This is a genomic window from Streptomyces sp. NPDC051963 (assembly GCF_044593495.1).
Taxonomy (GTDB): Bacteria; Actinomycetota; Actinomycetes; order Streptomycetales; family Streptomycetaceae; genus Streptomyces.
In genome coordinates this window covers 668,473-686,230 of sequence record NZ_JBIUCC010000007.1, presented here as the reverse complement: position 1 = coordinate 686,230, position 17,758 = coordinate 668,473, and the positions used below count along the sequence as shown (strand labels likewise).

19 protein-coding genes and 1 pseudogene are annotated in these 17,758 nt (G+C 69.3%); 12 read left to right on the top strand and 8 right to left on the bottom strand.

Going from position 1 to position 17,758, the window contains the following annotated elements; genetic code table 11:
* The first annotated feature begins 55 nt into the window (after positions 1–55).
* From ACIHFB_RS31135 to ACIHFB_RS31120, 4 genes are all read left to right on the top strand, one after another.
* Positions 56–679 carry a TetR/AcrR family transcriptional regulator gene (locus ACIHFB_RS31135; RefSeq protein ID WP_400128698.1) on the top strand — a complete coding sequence of 208 codons (624 nt, stop codon included), beginning with the start codon at positions 56–58 and terminating at the stop codon, positions 677–679.
* Between the two features lie 140 nt (positions 680–819).
* Complete coding sequence (locus ACIHFB_RS31130; RefSeq protein ID WP_365286315.1) at positions 820–1,230, top strand: helix-turn-helix domain-containing protein; 411 nt, start codon at positions 820–822, stop codon at positions 1,228–1,230.
* A gap of 163 nt (positions 1,231–1,393) precedes the next feature.
* Complete coding sequence (locus ACIHFB_RS31125) at positions 1,394–2,317, top strand: zinc-binding dehydrogenase (protein ID WP_400128697.1); 924 nt, start codon at positions 1,394–1,396, stop codon at positions 2,315–2,317.
* A gap of 31 nt (positions 2,318–2,348) precedes the next feature.
* Positions 2,349–2,795, top strand: coding sequence for an SRPBCC domain-containing protein (locus tag ACIHFB_RS31120; RefSeq protein WP_365286319.1), 447 nt, complete (start codon positions 2,349–2,351; stop codon positions 2,793–2,795).
* Positions 2,796–2,945: 150 nt separating this feature from the next.
* Here ACIHFB_RS31120 and ACIHFB_RS31115 read toward each other — a convergent pair whose 3' ends face one another.
* Together ACIHFB_RS31115 and ACIHFB_RS31110 are read right to left on the bottom strand one after the other, a co-directional pair.
* Entirely contained in the window at positions 2,946–3,869 is a 924-nt protein-coding gene (locus ACIHFB_RS31115; RefSeq protein ID WP_365286321.1) for an NADP-dependent oxidoreductase, read from the bottom strand.
* 3 nt (positions 3,870–3,872) lie between these two features.
* On the bottom strand, positions 3,873–4,361 hold the full coding sequence (locus ACIHFB_RS31110) for a nuclear transport factor 2 family protein (RefSeq protein ID WP_400128696.1): 489 nt from the start codon (positions 4,359–4,361) through the stop codon (positions 3,873–3,875).
* 114 nt (positions 4,362–4,475) lie between these two features.
* Between ACIHFB_RS31110 and ACIHFB_RS31105 the strand changes: the two genes are divergently transcribed.
* On the top strand, positions 4,476–5,309 hold the full coding sequence (locus ACIHFB_RS31105; protein WP_365286325.1) for a LysR family transcriptional regulator: 834 nt from the start codon (positions 4,476–4,478) through the stop codon (positions 5,307–5,309).
* A gap of 67 nt (positions 5,310–5,376) precedes the next feature.
* Here ACIHFB_RS31105 and ACIHFB_RS31100 read toward each other — a convergent pair whose 3' ends face one another.
* The 6 genes and pseudogenes from ACIHFB_RS31100 to ACIHFB_RS31075 form a co-directional block, all read right to left on the bottom strand.
* Positions 5,377–6,612, bottom strand: a complete 1,236-nt coding sequence (locus ACIHFB_RS31100; RefSeq protein ID WP_400128695.1) for an epoxide hydrolase family protein — start codon at positions 6,610–6,612, stop codon at positions 5,377–5,379.
* Between the two features lie 155 nt (positions 6,613–6,767).
* Positions 6,768–7,226, bottom strand: coding sequence for a nuclear transport factor 2 family protein (locus ACIHFB_RS31095; RefSeq protein ID WP_400128694.1), 459 nt, complete (start codon positions 7,224–7,226; stop codon positions 6,768–6,770).
* A 188-nt stretch (positions 7,227–7,414) separates the two neighbouring features.
* Positions 7,415–8,605, bottom strand: coding sequence for an extracellular solute-binding protein (locus ACIHFB_RS31090; protein ID WP_365286331.1), 1,191 nt, complete (start codon positions 8,603–8,605; stop codon positions 7,415–7,417).
* Positions 8,606–8,662: 57 nt separating this feature from the next.
* Complete coding sequence (locus ACIHFB_RS31085; protein ID WP_400128725.1) at positions 8,663–8,839, bottom strand: hypothetical protein; 177 nt, start codon at positions 8,837–8,839, stop codon at positions 8,663–8,665.
* A gap of 82 nt (positions 8,840–8,921) precedes the next feature.
* Positions 8,922–9,293: pseudogene (locus tag ACIHFB_RS31080) on the bottom strand (hypothetical protein); the annotation flags it as partial.
* Between the two features lie 179 nt (positions 9,294–9,472).
* Positions 9,473–10,921, bottom strand: coding sequence for a gamma-aminobutyraldehyde dehydrogenase (locus ACIHFB_RS31075; protein ID WP_365286335.1), 1,449 nt, complete (start codon positions 10,919–10,921; stop codon positions 9,473–9,475).
* Between the two features lie 170 nt (positions 10,922–11,091).
* Here ACIHFB_RS31075 and ACIHFB_RS31070 point away from each other — a divergent pair, with 170 nt between their 5' ends.
* The 7 genes from ACIHFB_RS31070 (at position 11,092) to ACIHFB_RS31040 (ending at position 17,721) form a co-directional block, all read left to right on the top strand.
* On the top strand, positions 11,092–11,589 hold the full coding sequence (locus tag ACIHFB_RS31070; RefSeq protein WP_365286337.1) for an Lrp/AsnC family transcriptional regulator: 498 nt from the start codon (positions 11,092–11,094) through the stop codon (positions 11,587–11,589).
* Between the two features lie 19 nt (positions 11,590–11,608).
* Entirely contained in the window at positions 11,609–12,973 is a 1,365-nt protein-coding gene (locus ACIHFB_RS31065) for an aspartate aminotransferase family protein (protein ID WP_365286339.1), read from the top strand.
* Positions 12,974–13,155: 182 nt separating this feature from the next.
* On the top strand, positions 13,156–13,896 hold the full coding sequence (locus ACIHFB_RS31060; protein WP_365286341.1) for an ATP-binding cassette domain-containing protein: 741 nt from the start codon (positions 13,156–13,158) through the stop codon (positions 13,894–13,896).
* A complete protein-coding gene (locus tag ACIHFB_RS31055) occupies positions 13,878–15,197 on the top strand; it encodes a hypothetical protein (RefSeq protein WP_365286343.1) in 1,320 nt (439 codons plus the stop codon). The genes ACIHFB_RS31060 and ACIHFB_RS31055 overlap by 19 nt, the downstream gene beginning before the upstream one ends.
* Before the next feature lie 108 nt (positions 15,198–15,305).
* Positions 15,306–15,713 carry a VOC family protein gene (locus ACIHFB_RS31050; RefSeq protein ID WP_365286482.1) on the top strand — a complete coding sequence of 136 codons (408 nt, stop codon included), beginning with the start codon at positions 15,306–15,308 and terminating at the stop codon, positions 15,711–15,713.
* Positions 15,714–15,750: 37 nt separating this feature from the next.
* Positions 15,751–16,875 carry a Rossmann fold nucleotide-binding protein gene (locus ACIHFB_RS31045; protein ID WP_365286345.1) on the top strand — a complete coding sequence of 375 codons (1,125 nt, stop codon included), beginning with the start codon at positions 15,751–15,753 and terminating at the stop codon, positions 16,873–16,875.
* 189 nt (positions 16,876–17,064) lie between these two features.
* Complete coding sequence (locus ACIHFB_RS31040; RefSeq protein ID WP_365286347.1) at positions 17,065–17,721, top strand: LAETG motif-containing sortase-dependent surface protein; 657 nt, start codon at positions 17,065–17,067, stop codon at positions 17,719–17,721.
* The last annotated feature ends 37 nt before the right edge of the window (positions 17,722–17,758 follow it).

The window sequence follows — 17,758 nt, the reverse complement described above, 5'->3', positions numbered from 1 at the left end:
AAATCTGCCACCCAAAAAATGGACCTTCAAGTCCAGAAAGTGGCAGGATGGCGGCATGGCACCACAACTGACCCCCAAGGGTGCGGCCACCAGGCAACGCATCATCGAAGGAGCCGCGGCGGAGATCCGCGAGCGCGGCGTGATCGAGACGACGCTGGACGACATCCGCGCCCGCACGGCCACCAGCAAGAGCCAGCTCTTCCACTACTTCCCCAGCGGCAAGGAGGAGCTCCTGCTCGCCGTGGCCCGGCACGAGGCCGGCCGCGTCCTGTCCGACCAGCAACCCCACCTCGGTGAGCTGACCTCGTGGCAGGCCTGGCGCAACTGGCGGGACGTAGTCGTCGACCGCTACCGCAGACAGGGTCAGCAGTGCCCGCTCAGCGCGCTCATGTCGCAGCTGACACCCGCCACGCCCGGCACACAGGCCGTCACCAGACAACTGATCTCCTCGTGGCAGGCCCAGATCACGGCCGGCATCCGGGCCATGCAGGACCAGCGCGAGATCCCGCTCGGCCTCGACGCCGACCGCGCCGCGGCCGCCCTGCTGGCCGGTATCCAAGGCGGCGTCTTGATCATGATGTCCACCGGCTCCCTCACACACCTCGAAGCGGCCCTCGATCTGGGCATCCACCAGCTCATGGCCTCGCCCGCTCCGGTCCGCGCGACGCCGACGGGCTGACCGGCCCGCAGGCACGGGCCCTGGGGCGATCTTCGAGTGGTTGGGCATGCAAAAGGCAAACACCACAAACGCCAGGTGGATTACGATCGATTCGTAAGTAAGCGCCTTTTAGTGCGTTGCACTCCCGACAGGAGAGACAGATGGCCACCAGGTCGAAGCCGACGCACCAGATCGAGCCCGGCACGTACGAGGCGTACATGCATGACTGTCCCGCGGTGGCGCTGCTCTCGACGATCAGCAACCGGTGGGTCAGCCTGACGATGTGCACCCTCGGGGCACACGGCGACCCCATGCGATACAGCCACATCAGCCGCGAGATACCAGGCGTCAGCCAGAAGATGCTCACCCAGACCCTGCGCATGCTCGAGCGCGACGGCATGGTGAAGCGGACGGCTACACCCACTGTGCCGGTACGTGTCGACTACGAGTTGACCCCGCTAGGGGAGGGCCTGTACGACCTGCTGTCCCAGGTACGCGACTGGGCGGCCGACAAGACCGATGAGGTCGACGCGGCACGAGACCGCTACGACACCCGGCAGACCGACCAGTAACGGCAGCTGGTCGCAGTTCGGCCAGGTCCGGATGAGCCTCTTCTGCTATCCGCCCGACAGCGGCGTTACGCACTTAAAAGTGCCTACTTACGAATCGATCGCAACTCGCCTAGCGTTCGTAGCGTTCCTGACGTTCGAATACGCAAAGGGAAGAGCGAAGATCATGCGCGCAGCGATCGTGAAGAAGGTCGGTGGACCCGAGGCTGTCGAGGTCTTGGAGGTTCCCCTCCCGGAACCAGGGCCCCTGGAGGTCCGTATCAAGGTCGCGGCCGCCGCGCTCAATCCCGCAGACGCCGCTGTGTGGGCCGGGGTCTTCGTGCAGCCGGAGGGCATGGAGTACGCCGGTCTGGGACTGGACGCCGCGGGGACGATCGATGCGGTCGGCCCGGGTGTCCTCCTGGAGGTCGGAACCCCGGTGATCGCGTTCGATGCCCCGGTACTGCGCCCGACGAAGGCCCAGGCCGAATACCTGGTGACCGACCTGGCTTCCATCGCGCCCGCCCCGCAGGGCATGGACCTCACCCTCGCGGCGACGATCCCCCTCAACGCGATGACCGCCTCCCTGGCCCTGGACCACCTCCCGCTGCGCCCCCGCGACACCTTGCTGGTCACCGGCGCCGGCGGGGCCGTCGGCGGCTACGCCGTCGAGTTGGCCCGGACCCGGGGCGTGCGGATCGTCGCGCAGGGCCGGCCCGAGGACGAGGAGTTCCTCCGCGGTCTCGGCGCCACCTGGTTCGTGTCGCGCGAGGAGGAACTGAGCGAGGCGGTTCGCCGGTTCGCGCCCGAAGGCGTGGACGGCGTACTCGACGCGGCGGCACTGGGCGCCCCCGCGCTGGCGGCCGTCCGCGACGGCGGCATCTTCGTCAGCGTGAGAGGCGACGTGCTCCCGGCGCCGCAGCGGGGCGTGGTGGTACGACTCACGACCGCCGGCCCCGAAGCAACCCGCCTCTCCTACCTCTCCGCGCTCGCCGAGGTGGGCGTCCTGACACCACGCGTGGCACACACCTACCCCCTGTCGCAGGCCGCCGAAGCCCATGGCCGGCTCACCCAGGGCGGCAGGCGCGGCCGGATCGTACTGGTCCCGTGACCGACATCGACGGCACCGGAAGGAGCCGATCGTGAAGAAGACCCCCACCGCCACCGCGGTGACCAGGATCTCCGCTCCGGTGGAGGACGTCTGGCGCGTGCTCGTGGCGTTCGACCAGTACGCGCAGTGGCACCCGGTTCTGTCCCTCGACGCGAAGTCCGAACAGGTAGTGGTCGGGGCGGACATTCCGGGCCGCCGCTCGGGCGGCGACACCGGTCAGCAGGACGTCGCTCTGAGGATCATCGACGTGCGGGCCCCCCACCGGCTGGTCTGGGAAGGCGGATCGCTCGACACGATCCTCGGCAGGCACTCGTTCGTGCTCACCCCCCAGCCCGACGGCACCACCGAACTCACCGACTCCGAGGAGTTCTTCGGCGCCGCCGCCGCCGAACTCATCCCGGCAATCGACCAGCTCACGCAGGAGTACTCCCGATACGGCGCCGCCCTGCGCGCACGCGTGGACGATCTGTCCGGCTGACGAGGCCGGTGAGCGGTAGAAGGCCGCCAAGGAACGGCCGACCGAGCGCCGAGGCTTCTTCTTCCCCATATGGTCCGTGACGGACATCCTCCCGGGGACGAACCCCTGATCTCAGATGTCCGCCAAAACGGATCAGGCCCAGCTGGTGGCTCAGCCGATTTCGAGGACGACCTTGCCGGTGATGTTCCCGGCGGCGAAGGCGCGCTGTGCCTCGGCCGCCTTCTCCAGGGGGAAGACCGCGCCTACGCGTACGGTGAGCAGGTCTGCCTCGGCCAGTGCTGTGACCGCGGTGAGGTCGGCGCGGTCCATGCGGGCGAAGACGTCCGTGGAGCCGGGGACGCCGGGTTCGGCGATGGACGCCAGCCGGCCGCCGGACCGTGCGGCCCCGGCCGACGCAGCGAGGGTACCGCCGCCGATCGTGTCGAACACTGCGTCCACACCGTTCGGGACCAGGCCGAGCACCCGGTCGGTCAGGCCCTCACCGTACGCGACCGCTTCGGCACCGAGCCTGCGCAGGTAGTCGTGATCGTCGGCTGAGCCCACACCGATGACGCGGGCGCCCCGGGCCAGGGCGATCTGCGCGGCAACGGATCCCACGCCACCGGCGGCCCCGAGCACGAGGACGCTCTCGCCCTGCTGTACGGCGAGTGCGTGCACCACGCCCTGGTAGGCGGTGAGCGCGGCCAGCGGCAGTCCCGCGGCTTCGGTGAAGGACATGGCACTCGGCTTGTGCGCCACGGTGCGCACGTCCGCCGAGACCAGTTCGGCGAAGCCGCCGTGCGCCCGCTGCACGTCGCCGCGGATGTACGCGATCACCTCGTCGCCCGTCGCGAACTCAGGTGCGCCAGGCCCGGAGCGCTCCACCACACCGGCGATGTCCCAGCCGGGCACCACCGGGAAGAACGTTTCCACGGCGCTGTCCAGCGCCCCGGCTTGGATGGCGGCGTCCGCGCGGTTCAGCCCGGCGGCCCTGACCCGGATCAGCACCGAGTCCACGTGGGTCTTCGGCTCGGGCAGCTCGGTGAGTTCGAGGACTTCCGGTCCGCCGTAACGACGGTAGACGACGGCCTTCATCGCTCAGGCCCCCGGGATCGCCATCGGCATGTCCATCAGGACGCGGTGCCGGACGATCTTCCACTCGCCGTCGACGCGGCGCAGGTCGGTGTCGTAGTAGCCGGACTCGATGGGCCGGACGGCGCCCTGGGCGCCGAAGGCGTCCTCGGGCCAGCCGCCTGCCGGGCGGGAGGAGGCGCGGACCTCGAAGACCACGAACTGGGCGTTCATGTGCGCCCGGTCGCCGTCGACCTCAATGAGGTGGTCCGCCGTGACGTGGTGGCTGGAGCCGCCCTCGGGGTGCGGCGCCATGAAGTTGTCGACGGCGTACTCCACACCCGAGCCGCCGATGATCGGCTCGCCGACCTCCTCGTAGGCGTCGGGGCCGGTCTTGGTGAAGATCTGCGCGGTGGCGTCGTCGGTGAACAGGGCGCCCTGGCTCTTGCCGTCGCGTCGGTCGGTGGCGCGGACATAGCGTGCCAGGATCTCCTGGACCTTGCGCTCGTCGCTCATGGTTCGCACGTTCCCTTTCGTGTTCCTGATGCAAGTCGTGTTCCTGTTTCGAGTGGACCACCGGGAACGGTCGCGAACCATGAGGGTTCCGGCAAGGGTCGATACCCTGGAGGTATGGATCGTCTGGAGACCCGCGAACTCGACTATTTCGTCGCGGTCGCCGAGGAGCTGCACTTCGGAAAGGCCGCGGAGCGCCTGGGCATGGCCCAGCCCCCGCTGTCGCGCGCGATCAGCCGTCTGGAGCGCCGAATGGGAGTCCTACTCCTGGAGCGCAGTAGCCGCCGTGTCGCGCTCACCGACGCCGGTGCCGTGTTCCTGGACGAAAGTCGACGGCTGCTCGACTCGCTCGACGCGGCCGTGCGGCGGGCCCAGCGCGTGCAGCAGCCCGGCCGGCTGGTGATGGCGGTACGTCCCGGCACCGCGTCCGCGCTGATCGCCGATCTGCTCCGCTCCTCCGAGGTCGGCGGCCACGATGTCGTTTTCGCGCACGACCGCCCGGCCGCCCTCAGAGACGGCAGGGCCGATATAGCGCTGCTGTGCGTCGGCACCGACGACCTCACCGGCCTGCGGACCGCCGACCTGACGGAGGAGGCGCCCCTCGCGCTGCTCCCGCGTGACCATCCACTGGCCCGGCGCCCCGTGGTGACGGTCGCCGAGCTCCACCAGGACGCGAACTTCGAGCCCGAGTGCCCGCTGGTCGGGCTCGACGAGATCGTCGACCGGGTCGTACTCGGACGCCTGATCACCGTCGTGGGTTCGGGAGCCGCCGAACGACTCTCCTCCGGGGTGGCCGCGGTGCCGGTGTCGGATCTGCCGCCCACGCGTCTTGTCCTGGCGTGGCCCGAGGGGGCGTCCCGTCCGGCGGTCACCGCTTTCGTGCGCTCGGCCCGCGCAGCCGAGGCGCGGCGGGCGCTTGACGCGAAGGGCACAAGCGCGGCCGGGTCTTGAGGCTGCCTGGCGGTCTGCCGGGGCGTGGTTGGCATCAGCTGGAGCATGAGGCCCGGCGACCGCAGGGTCAGCGGAGTTTCCGGAAGGTTGTCCGGAGGTCGGTGACGAAGGCTTCGGTGTTCTCGTACTGCACGAAGTGGCCGCCCTTGTCGTGGGCGTTGACATTGATCGGGTTGAAGACGCCGCGGGTGGGGCCGTTCTCGAAGGCGGCGATGCGCTCCTCGACGGTGCGGACGCCGGGCGGGTAGGCGTCCCCCAGGAGGAAGGTGAAGCCGGCCGGGGGCTCGACCGTCGGCTGACGGTCGTGCGAGGGCACCCATGGATAGCGCGCCGCGTTGCGGTACATGCGGATGGAGGTGCCGATGGACTCGGTCACCCAGAAGGTGGTGGCCTGGGTGAGGACGAAGTCGCGGGGGAAGGCCGTCTCGAAGTCGCCGTTCTTGTCGCTCCACTTCTTCCAACGCTGCAGCAGCCAGGCCAGCATGCCGATGGGAGAGTCGTTCAGACCGTGGGTGAGGGTCGACGCGTCCAGCATGTGGGCCGTGACGTGCGAGACGTAGGTCCTGACGAGGTTCTCCATGCCGGCCCGCAGTTCCGGCGTGGCGTCCTCGGGGATCTTGGCGCCGTCGGTCAGGTCCCAGAACCGTTCGTTGCCGAACATGCCCGGGGGCAGGTCGTGGCCGAAGTGCAGGCCGATGATGCTGTCGGCGTAACTGTGGCCGAGTGCGCTCGCGACCAGGGCGCCGTAGTCGGAGCCCGCTACGGCGTACCTCTCGTAGCCCAGCGTCTCGGTCATCAGCTTGTGCAGGATGTCGGCGATCTTCCAGTAGTTCAGGTCACCCCTCGCGAGGGGGGTGGACCACGCGAAACCGGGCAGGTTCGGCACGACGACGTCGAAGGAGTCGGCTGCGTCACCGCCGTGGGCGACGGGGTTCGTCAGCGGGCCGACGACCGGGAGGCTGAACTCGCCGGGCCAGGGCCAGCCGTGCAGAACCATGATCGGGACCGTGTCCGGGCCCGTGCCGTGCTCGTAGACGAAGTGCACCGGTGCGCCGTCGATCTCGACCTTGTGCTGGTTGTAAGAGTTCAGCCGCTTCTCCTGCGCACGCCAGTCGAACCCGTCCGCCCAGTACTCCACGAGCGGCTTGAGGTAGGCGGTGCTCAGACCGTAGTACTCCCCCTCGTTGTCCAGGTCGTCGAAGAAGCGGGTCTTCCTCAGGCGGTCCCTGAGGTCATCCAGGACACCCTCGGGGACATCGATCTTGTACGGTTCGAGCGCGGTGCGCTTGGATTCGTTGCTCACAGTCGTGCTTCCTTCTCGTAGAGGGTGAGTGAGGGCTTCCCAAGGCCGAACAGGCTGTTGCCGTCGGGGAGTTCGACGTATCCGGCACGATCGGTGATCGCGTCCCACCGCGAGGCGACCGTCGCGGTGCGAGTGCCCGCGCGGGCACCGCGGTGTCAGTGGGTGAAGTCCAGGCGCAGGCGGGTCTGCTCGAGTTCGGCGATGTACCAGGCGCTGTCGGTCCTGACGAAACGGGCGTGGTAGTGGCCGAAGCCGTGCATGGCCTTGAACGGAAAGTCCGGGTTGACCTCGGCGCCCTCGGGGCGGGTGATGATGTCCTCCATTGACCAGGTGCCGCGGGCGCTGGTCGCCGACCTGATGTCGATCTCGTCGGAGAAGAGGTGGTGGATGAGGACGTCGTCGGGGCCGCTGCTGCCGCCGATGGTGGCGGCGATCTCCTCGCGGCCGTTCATCCGCAGCCAGACCGAGCCGTCGGGCTTGTGCGGAGTGAAGGTTCCGTCCGGAGTGAACAAGCCGGCCAGGTCCTGCCAACGCTTGTGGTCGGCGTAGCGGACGTAACGCGCCATCAGACGGCGCAGGTCCTCGATCGCGCTCAGGTGTTCGACGTCGTTCATGGGTTTCTCCGTCCGGGCAACCGAGCAGTCTGGACCGTTCGGTCCATCTCCTACGGATGTCAGCATGCGCTTCAAAAACTGGACCAGCAAGTCCAAAATCTACCGCTGGGCGTACCAGGTCTTGCGCCGCGTCATCGACGGAACATGCGGGCAGATGGTTGCGCCGAACACACCACCGCTCTCCCCGCCTACAACCCCGCGATCGCGTTCCACCGCTTCGCGAACTCGGTCCGCTCGCCCGCCCGGATGTCCCGCGCGATGGCGAGCCGTTCCCGCATCTCGGTGTCTGGGAAGATCAGCGGGTCCTCGGCGAGGGCGGCGGTCTCCTCGTCCTTCGAGGAGGCGAGGATGTCCTGGGCGGCCGGGACGGGGCAGACGTAGTTGACCCAGGCGGCCAGCTCGGCGGCGACCTCGGGCTCGTAGTAGTAGTCGATCAGCCGCTCGGCGTTGGTCTTGTGGGCGGCCAGATTCGGGATCATCAGCGACTCCGCCCAGAGTTCGGCGCCCTCCTCGGGGACGACGAAGCGGATGTCGGGGTTGTCTGCCTGGAGTTGGATCACATCGCCGGAGTACGCCTGACAGGCCAGTACGTCACCGCTGACCAGGTCCTTGGTGTAGTCGTTGCCGGTGAAGCGGCGGATCTGGCCGCTGTGGACGTACTTCTCGACCTGGTCGCACACCTGGTGGAAGTCGTCCGCCGTCCACTTCGTGATGTCGACGCCGTTGCCCTGCATCAGCAGCGCGAACGCCTCGTCGAGCCCGGACAGCAGCGTGACGCGCCCCTTGAGGTCGCTCGCCCACAGATCGGAGACGTGCCGGATCTCCCGGCCCAGCCGACGGCGGTCGTATGCGATGCCGGTGATCCCCGACTGCCACGGCACGGTGAACTTGCGGCCGGGGTCGAAGGCGGGCGACCTCAGCTGCGGGTCCAGGTACTTCGTCACGTTCGGCTGTGCGGTGCGGTCCATCTCCTGCACCCAGCCGAGCTTCACGAACCGCGCGCACATCCAGTCGCTGATGACGATCAGGTCGCGGCCGGTCCGCTGGTGGTTCATCAGCGCGGGGCTGATCTTGCCGAAGAACTCGTCGTTGTCGTTGATCTCCTCGACATAGTCGACGGCGATCCCCGTGCGCTTCTCGAACGCCTCCAGCGTGGGCCGCCTCGTCTCGTCCTCGTCGTCGGTGTCGATGTAGAGCGGCCAGTTCGCCCAGGTCAGCCGCTTGTCACCGGCGGACAGATCGGCGGCGGCCCGATCACCGGGCTTGACGTACGCGGCGGGTACACCGCACCCGGCGAGCCCACCGAGCGCGGCGGTGCCGCCCAGCGCACGCAGCAGGGAACGACGGGAGAGCGAGGGCGTCTTCGGCGTAGGGGGCATTGACGCAGCATCCCGCTACCGGCCGTGCCGGGACAATGGACGCTGCGTCGAGCCTGATCAGAGGGACCCGACACCTTGTCGCTCTTTTTGTACGTCCATTACGTCCACGGCGTACGGCGTCGGCGTCAGCGTCGGGGCCGGGAAACCGACCTCCACGGTCAGCCCGCCCTGGGGACGCGTCCGGGCCAGTACCCGGCTGCCGTGCGCTGCGACCACCGCCGCCACGATCGACATACCGAGGCACAGTCCGTCCCCGCCTCCGCACCCGCTCCGGACCCAGCCGCCGGAACGGCTGGAACAGCCCCGCCGCCCGGTCGGCCGGGATCACCCGACCCCTGTTCTCGATCCGCAGCCCGGGCCGCCCCGCCCCGTCCACTCCCGTCCACACACGCACCCAACCGCCCTCCCCCGGTGGGAGGTTGTGCCGGACGGCGTTGTCGGTGAGGTTGACCACCAGCCGCTCGATCAGCTGCGGATCGCCGAGCACCGGCGCCGGATCGAGCCGCGCCTCGACATCGGGTCCGGCATCCGGCAGCCGCTCCCGCACGATCGCCGTCAGATCCACGAACTCGCGCCGCTCCAGGCCCCGTTGACTGAAGGTCGACAAGGACGACGAGGCGGAGCTGAGGAGCAGGGCGTACCGCAAGGCGATCAAGAAGTGCGCCCCGATCCTGAAGGAAGTGGGCATCGCCATCCCGTCCGCCCCGGACGGTATCCGCCCGCCGGACCTGCCTGAACTCCCCGGCCGCCAGGGCGAGCACGAACTCCCCTCACTGACCAGCAGCGTCTGAGACCACCGCGGAGGGGGAACGGAGCGGCCCCGGACGGCACTTGCTCCGTCCGGGGCCGCCGACGCTCAGCGGAGCGTCACGCGTCCAGGGACGTCATCACATGCTTGATCCGCGTGTAGTCGTCGAACCCGTACGCCGAGAGGTCCTTGCCGTACCCGGACTTCTTGAACCCGCCGTGCGGCATCTCGGCGACCAGCGGAATGTGGGTGTTGATCCACACGCACCCGAAGTCGAGCGCCTTGGACAGCCGCATCGCGCGTGCGTGGTCCTTGGTCCACACGGACGACGCGAGGGCGTACTCGACGCCGTTCGCCCACTCGACGGCCTGCGCCTCGTCGGTGAAGGACTGAACGGTGATGACCGGACCGAAGACTTCCTTCTGGATGATCTCGTCGTCCTGCTTGACCCCCGAGACGACGGTCGGCGCGAAGAAGTACCCCTTGTCGCCGACCCGCTTGCCACCGGCCTCCACGCGCGCGTGGGCCGGCAGCCGCTCGATGAACCCGGTCACCTGCTCCAGCTGGTTGGGGTTGTTGAGCGGCCCGTACAGCACATCCTCGTCATCCGGCAGGCCCGTCTTCGTGTCGGCGGCGGCCTTCGCGAGCGCGGCGACGAACTCGTCGTGGATCGACTCGTGGACGAGGACGCGGCAGGCGGCCGTACAGTCCTGCCCGGCGTTGAAGAAGCCCGCGACCGAGATGTCCTCGACGGCCTTGGCGATGTCGGTGTCGTCGAAGACGACGACCGGCGCCTTGCCGCCCAGCTCCAGGTGGACCCGCTTGAGGTCCTTGGACGCGGACTCGGCGACCGACATGCCGGCCCGCACGGAGCCGGTGATGGACGCCATGGCCGGGGTCGGGTGCTCGACCATCAGACGGCCGGTGTCACGGTCGCCGGCGATGACGTTGAAGACGCCCTTGGGCAGGATCCCGCCCATGATCTCGGCCATCAGGACGGTGGAGGCCGGGGTGGTGTCCGACGGCTTCAGCACGACCGTGTTGCCGGCCGCGATCGCCGGGGCGAACTTCCATACGGCCATCATCATCGGGTAGTTCCAGGGCGCGACCTGCGCGCAGACGCCGACCGGCTCACGGCGGACGATCGAGGTCAGGCCCTCCATGTACTCGCCGGCGCTGCGCCCCTCCAGCATCCGGGCCGCGCCCGCGAAGAAGCGGATCTGGTCGACCATGGGCGGGATCTCCTCGGACCGCGTGAGTCCGATCGGCTTGCCCGTGTTCTCCACCTCGGCCGCGATGAGCTCCTCGGCCCGCTCCTCGAACGCGTCCGCGATCTTCAGGAGGGCCTTCTGCCGCTCGGCGGGGGTGCTGTCGCGCCAGGCCGGGAAGGCCGCGGCGGCGGCCGCCATCGCGGCGTCGACATCCGCCTGTCCGGACAGTGGCGCGGTCGCGTACGCCTCGCCCGTCGCGGGGTTGACCACCTCGGTGGTCCGTCCGTCGGCGGCGTCCCGGAACTCACCGTCGACGTAATTCCGTAGGGTGCGCAGCCCACGCAGCTCGGTGCTCACTGCCGGCCTCCTGTGTCGGGTCGAACTGTCCATTGGCTGAGACACCCACCCTAATCCGCCATCCCACGTTTTCAACACCCCCGATCGCGCCATTCCTGCGAAATCCGCAAGTCTCAGTCGCGTAAACAACGAATTTCATCGCTCCAGCCTTGCGGAACTATCGAGACGTCGTGCACAGTGAGGCCGTGGCCAGTCGAAGCGCAGATCAGCGGAACGGCAATCCCCAGCTGGATGCCGTCTCCCTCGCCATCATCGAACAGCTCCAGGAGGACGGCCGCCGGCCGTACGCCGCCATCGGCAAGGCCGTCGGCCTCTCCGAGGCGGCCGTGCGTCAGCGCGTGCAGAAGCTGCTCGACCAGGGCGTGATGCAGATCGTCGCCGTCACGGACCCGCTCACCGTGGGCTTCCGGCGGCAGGCGATGGTCGGCATCCATGTCGAGGGCGAAGTGGAGTCCGTGGCCGACGCGCTGACCGCCATGTCCGAATGCGAGTACGTGGTGATGACAGCAGGCTCCTTCGACCTGATGGTGGAAGTCGTCTGCGAGGACGACGACCACCTGCTGGACGTCATCAACAAACGCATCCGGGCCATCCCCGGAGTGCGCTCCACCGAGAGCTTCGTCTATCTGAAGCTCAAGAAGCAGACCTACATGTGGGGAACCCGATAACCGTGAGGACCCGATAACCGTGAGCACCAAGGACCTCAGCCAGACCGCGTACGACCACCTGTGGATGCACTTCACCCGCATGTCCTCGTACGAGAAGTCACCCGTCCCGACCATCGTCCGGGGCGAGGGCACCTACATCTACGACGACAAGGGCAAGCGCTACCTCGACGGTCTCGCGGGCCTGTTCGTGGTCCAGGCGGGCCACGGCCGCGTGGAGCTTGCGGAGACCGCCTTCAAGCAGGCCCAGGAGCTGGCGTTCTTCCCGGTGTGGTCCTACGCCCACCCGAAGGCGGTCGAGCTGGCCGAGCGCCTCGCGCACCACGCCCCCGGCGACCTGAACAAGGTCTTCTTCACGACCGGCGGCGGCGAGGCGGTGGAGACCGCCTGGAAGCTGGCCAAGCAGTACTTCAAGCTGACGGGCAAGCCCACCAAGTACAAGGTCATCTCCCGCGCGGTCGCCTACCACGGCACCCCCCAGGGCGCCCTCTCCATCACGGGTCTCCCGGCCCTGAAGGCCCCGTTCGAGCCCCTCGTCCCGGGCGCGCACAAGGTCCCGAACACCAACATCTACCGTGCCCCGCTCTTCGGCGACGACCCCGAGGCGTACGGCCGCTGGGCCGCCGACCAGATCGAGCAGCAGATCCTCTTCGAGGGCCCCGAGACGGTCGCCGCGGTCTTCCTGGAGCCGGTGCAGAACGCCGGCGGCTGCTTCCCGCCCCCGCCCGGCTACTTCCAGCGCGTCCGCGAGATCTGCGACCAGTACGACGTGCTGCTGGTCTCGGACGAGGTCATCTGCGCCTTCGGCCGCCTGGGCACGACGTTCGCCTGCGACAAGTTCGACTACGTCCCGGACATGATCACCTGCGCCAAGGGCATGACCTCGGGCTACTCCCCGATCGGCGCCTGCATCATCTCCGACCGGCTGGCCGAGCCGTTCTACAAGGGCGACAACACCTTCCTGCACGGCTACACCTTCGGCGGCCACCCGGTGTCGGCCGCGGTGGGCCTCGCCAACCTCGACCTCTTCGAGCGCGAGGGCCTCAACCAGCACGTCCTCGACAACGAGGGCGCCTTCCGCGCGACCCTGGAGAAGCTGTACGACCTGCCGATCGTCGGCGACGTCCGCGGCAACGGCTTCTTCTACGGCATCGAGCTGGTCAAGGACAAGGCCACCAAGGAGTCCTTCAACGACGAGGAGACCGAGCGCGTCCTGTACGGCTTCCTCTCCAAGGCGCTGTACGACAACGGCCTGTACTGCCGTGCCGACGACCGTGGCGACCCGGTCGTCCAGCTCGCCCCGCCGCTGATCTCCAACCAGGAGACCTTCGACGAGATCGAGCAGATCCTGCGGGCGACGCTGACAGAGGCGTGGACGAAGCTGTAGCCCCCAGCTGCCCGGCGGCCCGGGTGCACCCGAACGAGTGGGATGGGTGCACCCGGGCCGCGTGCTGTCCGGCGTTCCTGCCCCGGATCCCTAGCGTGCCTTGTAGCCGATCGGCCCTGCCGTCGTTCCCCCGCACGGGGGATCGGCACCGGGAATTACGGATCTGAACGAGGTGTACGCCCATGGTGGCCCCGCCGGACAACGACGTGCTCTGGGCACGCTCCCTGCACTTTCGGCACGAGGACGGCTCGCCCGCGCTCGGCGGCGTCTCGCTCCACGTCCAGGAGGGCGAGATCGTCGCCGTCAACGGCCCCCGCGGGAGCGGCAAGACGACGCTGCTGAAATGTCTGTCCGGCCTGGAGCGACCGCTGAGCGGCGAGGTCTGGTTCAACAGCGTGCCGGTGCACACCATGGGCCCCCTCACCCGCGAACGGCTGCGCCGCGACCGCTTCGCCTGGATCGACCCGGCCCCGCTCCTCGTCCCCGAACTCAACGCCTGGGAGAACGCCGCCCTGCCCCTGATGCTCCGCGGCACCAGCCGCCGCCGCGCCAAGGTGACGGCGATGGAGTGGCTGGAGCGCCTGGACATCGGCGACCGCGCCCGTAAGCGCCCGCACGAAATGGTCCAGGCGGAACGGCAGCGCGTCTCGATCGCCAGGGCCCTGGCCCCGACGCCCACGGTCCTGTTCGCGGACGAGCCGACGGCCCCTCTGCACCGCGCCGACCGCGGCCACATCCTGCGCACGCTCACCACGGCGGCACGCTCGCACGGCATCACGGTGATCCTGGCGACACACGACGCGGAGACGGCGGCGGTCGCGGACCGTACGCTCTCCCTCCTGGACGGCCGGCGCGTGACCACCGTGCATCTGCCCCCGGTCACCGAGTCGGAAGGCCGGGCCGCGTGCTCGCTCTCCGTCTGACCCGCGTCGCCCAGCCCGCCGTACAGCTGCGCCGTCTCTCGGTGGCCGCGGCCTCGGCAGCGACGGGCTTCCTGCTTCTCTCCGCCCTGGGCCACGCACTGTCCCACCAGGAGCCCGCCGCGTCGACCCTCCGTCTGGCCTGGTGCGCGGCGCCCCTCGCCACCACCGTCTATCTGGCCGTGGCGGTGGCCCGCACCGACCCGGCGACCAAACCCCGCCCCGGCCTCTCCGCCATCGGTCTCGGCCCCGGCCGCCTGATGGTCGTCTCCGCCCTCACGACCGCTCTCGCCACCACCCTCGGCTCCCTGCTCGCCCTTCTGGTCTTCCTCCACCTGAGGGGCGACCTCACCGGCATGCCGTTCGACGGCGCCGCAACGGAGTTCCTGGCTGCGGAACAGCCACTCCCCCTCCCGGCGACCCTGACGCTGCTCGCGCTGGTACCGGCGGCGGCGTCCCTCTCGACGGCCCTGGTGCTCCGCCCGAAAGACCCTCGCAGGCCCGCGCAGCACGGGGCCCGCAGGAGTTACGGCCGCTTCGGCGCCTACGGCCTGGCGGCGGCGCGCGAGACGTTCGGAGCGTACGGCCGCTTCGGCACGCACATGGGACGAAAGCCCGCGGACAACCGCCAGGCCGCGGGCCCCGCGACCGACCCCGCGACCGCGACCCCGGACAGCGCACCGGCCGACGCCCACGAGCCCGACCCCCGCCTCGAACTCCCGGCCCTGCGACCGGCGCCCCGCGGTCTGCCCTGGGGCATCACCGTCCTCACCGCGGGCCTCACCGTGGAGGCCTACGCCAGCCGCAGCGCGGACACCACGTCCCCCGGCACCCTCGTCGGCTGGGCCCTCACCGCGCTGGGTCTCACCCTCGCCGCCCCGGGCCTGACCCACCTGTGCGGCCGTCTCCTCCAGTCCCTCCACCCCGGCGCTCTGCGCCTCCTCGCGGGCCGCATCCTCATGGAGGAGTCCGCCCGCATCGGCCGCCCGCTGGGCGTCGCCTGCGCGGTCGCCTCGGCTGCGTACACGTCGGCCCTCGTCCATGACACCGAGGTCCAGCCCCTCGGCTCGCTCACCACCCTCGGCACCCTGGTGGTCGTCGGCAGCACCGCGGCCACCCTTCTCACCGCCGCCGTGGAGGCGAAGCAGGCCCGTGCCGACACCACCGCCGCCCTCGTGCGCCTCGGCGCCCCGGCCGCCATGCTCCGCAGCGCCGCCGCCCTCCGCGCCGGCGCCCTGCTGGCCCTGTTCGGCCCGCTCAGCCTGATCGTCGCCGAGCTGGCGGCGCTGCCGATGGCCCACTGAACGTCGTACGAGAACACGTACGAAAAAAAGTCTCCGCCCGGCGATGAGTTCCGCTCGGCCCCTGGGTCTACCCCACGCAACGACACGAACTCGATGGGAGAGACCGCGATGTACCAGCAGATGATCTTCGTGAACCTGCCCGTGAACGACCTCGACGCCTCGAAGAAGTTCTTCACGGAGCTGGGCTACTCGATCAACGCACAGTTCACCGACGAGAACGCGGCATCGGTCGTGATCAGCGACACCATCGTCGCGATGATGCTCACCAAGCCGTTCTACTCGACCTTCACGAACAAGGAGATCGCGGACGCCACCAAGACCAGCGAGGTGGCGATCTGTCTGAGCGCCGAGAGCCGCGAGAAGGTCGACGAACTGGTCGAGAAGGCGGTCGCCGCGGGCGGCACGGCGTCGGAGCAGGTCCAGGACCACGGCTTCATGTACGGCCGTGGCTTCGACGACCTCGACGGCCACCACTGGGAGGTCGTGTGGATGGACCCGTCGGCGATCGAGGGCTGACCCCTGGCCGACGATCCGACGTGCCTAGCATGGGCGGGTGCACTCGACACCCGCCCAGCCGTTCGACGGCTCCCACGACCGTGAGATCGAGTCCCTCGCCGAGTTCGACGAGGTGGTCGCAACGGTCGGCTCACTCGCCCATCACCGTGTCCAGGCCGTCGATCTGACGGACCGTACGGACGTCCTGCTGACCGTGGACGCCACGGGCGCCGTCTTCCTCGGCTGCCCGATGGACCCCGGGGCCGCCGCCCACGTGCGCGTCTCCGGGGCCCTGGTCTTCCCGCCCGTCCCGGGTCTCCCCTTCGACCCGTACCGCGGCTTCGTCTACGCGCCCGACGAGTTGTTCGCCGGCCTCGACGAGGGCTATGAGGCGACCCCGGACGCCCGCGCGTACTCCTGGTTTCAGCAGACCAAGTCGGACGGCGACATCTTCTCGTCCATGTTGCGCTCGATCCACGACGACGCCGTCTCGGACGCCCTCGACGAACTCCTCGTCGGCGCCCGGGTGGTCGGCGTCATGGGCGGGCACGCCATGGCGCGCGGCACGGAGGAGTACGGCGATGCCGCCCGCCTCGGCCAGGAGCTGGCCCGGGCCGGTTTCACGGTCGCCACCGGCGGCGGGCCGGGCGCCATGGAGGCGGCGAACCTGGGTGCGTACGCGGCGCCGTACGGCGACGGCATGCTCACCGAGGCGCTCCAACTCCTCGCCAAGGCACCGAAGTTCGTCCCGTCGATCACCGACTGGGCGCGCGCCGCGTTCGACGTCCGCGAGCGCTGGCCCGAGGGCGGCCCTTCGGTCGGCATCCCGACCTGGTTCTACGGCCACGAGCCGCCGAACGCGTTCGCCGCACACATCGCCAAGTACTTCGCCAACGCCACCCGCGAGGACGGCCTGCTGGCCCGCTCCACCGCGGGCGTCGTCTTCCTGCCGGGGGCCGCCGGCACCGTACAGGAGATATTCGACAACGCGACGCCGAACTACTACGAGTCGCGGGGCGAGCCCACCCCCATGGTGCTGGTGAACCGGGCGCACTGGACGGAGAAGTTGCCGGCCTGGCCGCTGCTCCAGGCGCTCGCCCGGGACCGTGCGATGGAGGCCCGAATTGCCCTGGTCGACCGAATCGAGCAGGCTCCGGCGGCTCTGAAACGTGTCGGCGGTTAATAAGAGGGCAAAGCCGGGGGCTGTGTCGCGCATATGCGTTGACACCTCTTACGTGGCGCTTATAGACCTGTGAATCTCTTGGGAGTGTTGATGTCCCATCAACACTCCCCCAGCCCCCCGCATTTGCGCTTCTCGTGAAGGACAAACGTGGCAGTCCTGCCCCTATCCCGCCGTACCGTCGCACGCTCCGTGCGCATCCTCGGTGTCGCCTCCGCCTCGGCCGCGCTTGCGCTCGGTGCCGCGGGCAACGCCCTCGCCTGCAACATCAATGAGTTCACGGCCGCCGCCAAGTGCGACGGCGACAAGGGTGTCATCACCGTCACCGACGTGGACCCCGCCGGTGTTCCGGCGACCGTCACCGTGTACCTGCAGAACAATGGCGCCGACCTCAAGAAGGTCGGCGAGCAGGTGGTCAAGGGCTCGCGCGAAGGTGTGACCATCACCTTCACCGAGGACTGGAAGCCGAACGCGGAGTACCGCATCCACGTCAACGCCGCGCCCTACGTGGACGAGGACATCAAGCCCAACCTGGTGACCCCGGACACGGCCTGCAAGACGGAGGAGCCCGAGACTCCGCCGGCCACTCCGACGCCGTCGGAGACCCCCTCCGCCCCGGCCGAGGAGACGCCCAGCCCGACCCCGTCGGCCTCGGAGAGCGACAGCACCCCGCCCGCGGACACCGCGAGCAACGCCCCGTCTCCCGCGGCCGGTGACTCCAACCTCGCCGAGACCGGTGCCAACTCGAACACCGGCATGATCGCCGGTATCGCGGCAGCGCTGGTCGCCCTGGGTGGCGGCGCCGTCTACTTCGGCTTCCGCCGTCGTGGGGCCAACAGCACTCGCTGACGGCTCAGGCAAAGCACCATCGCTGTGGCCCGTCCCG

Bases quoted from the DNA above. Each gene is read 5' to 3' on its own strand.
- ACIHFB_RS31135 (WP_400128698.1), top strand. From the start codon at position 56: ATGGCACCACAACTGACCCCCAAGGGTGCGGCCACCAGGCAACGCATC.
- ACIHFB_RS31050 (WP_365286482.1), top strand. From the start codon at position 15,306: ATGTACCAGCAGATGATCTTCGTGAACCTGCCCGTGAACGACCTCGAC.
- ACIHFB_RS31095 (WP_400128694.1), bottom strand. From the start codon at position 7,226: ATGAACGACGTCGAACACCTGAGCGCGATCGAGGACCTGCGCCGTCTG.
- ACIHFB_RS31105 (WP_365286325.1), top strand. From the start codon at position 4,476: ATGGATCGTCTGGAGACCCGCGAACTCGACTATTTCGTCGCGGTCGCC.
- ACIHFB_RS31115 (WP_365286321.1), bottom strand. From the start codon at position 3,869: ATGAAGGCCGTCGTCTACCGTCGTTACGGCGGACCGGAAGTCCTCGAA.
- ACIHFB_RS31130 (WP_365286315.1), top strand. From the start codon at position 820: ATGGCCACCAGGTCGAAGCCGACGCACCAGATCGAGCCCGGCACGTAC.
- ACIHFB_RS31125 (WP_400128697.1), top strand. From the start codon at position 1,394: ATGCGCGCAGCGATCGTGAAGAAGGTCGGTGGACCCGAGGCTGTCGAG.
- ACIHFB_RS31090 (WP_365286331.1), bottom strand. From the start codon at position 8,605: ATGCCCCCTACGCCGAAGACGCCCTCGCTCTCCCGTCGTTCCCTGCTG.
- ACIHFB_RS31085 (WP_400128725.1), bottom strand. From the start codon at position 8,839: ATGTCGATCGTGGCGGCGGTGGTCGCAGCGCACGGCAGCCGGGTACTG.
- ACIHFB_RS31060 (WP_365286341.1), top strand. From the start codon at position 13,156: ATGGTGGCCCCGCCGGACAACGACGTGCTCTGGGCACGCTCCCTGCAC.
- ACIHFB_RS31110 (WP_400128696.1), bottom strand. From the start codon at position 4,361: ATGAGCGACGAGCGCAAGGTCCAGGAGATCCTGGCACGCTATGTCCGC.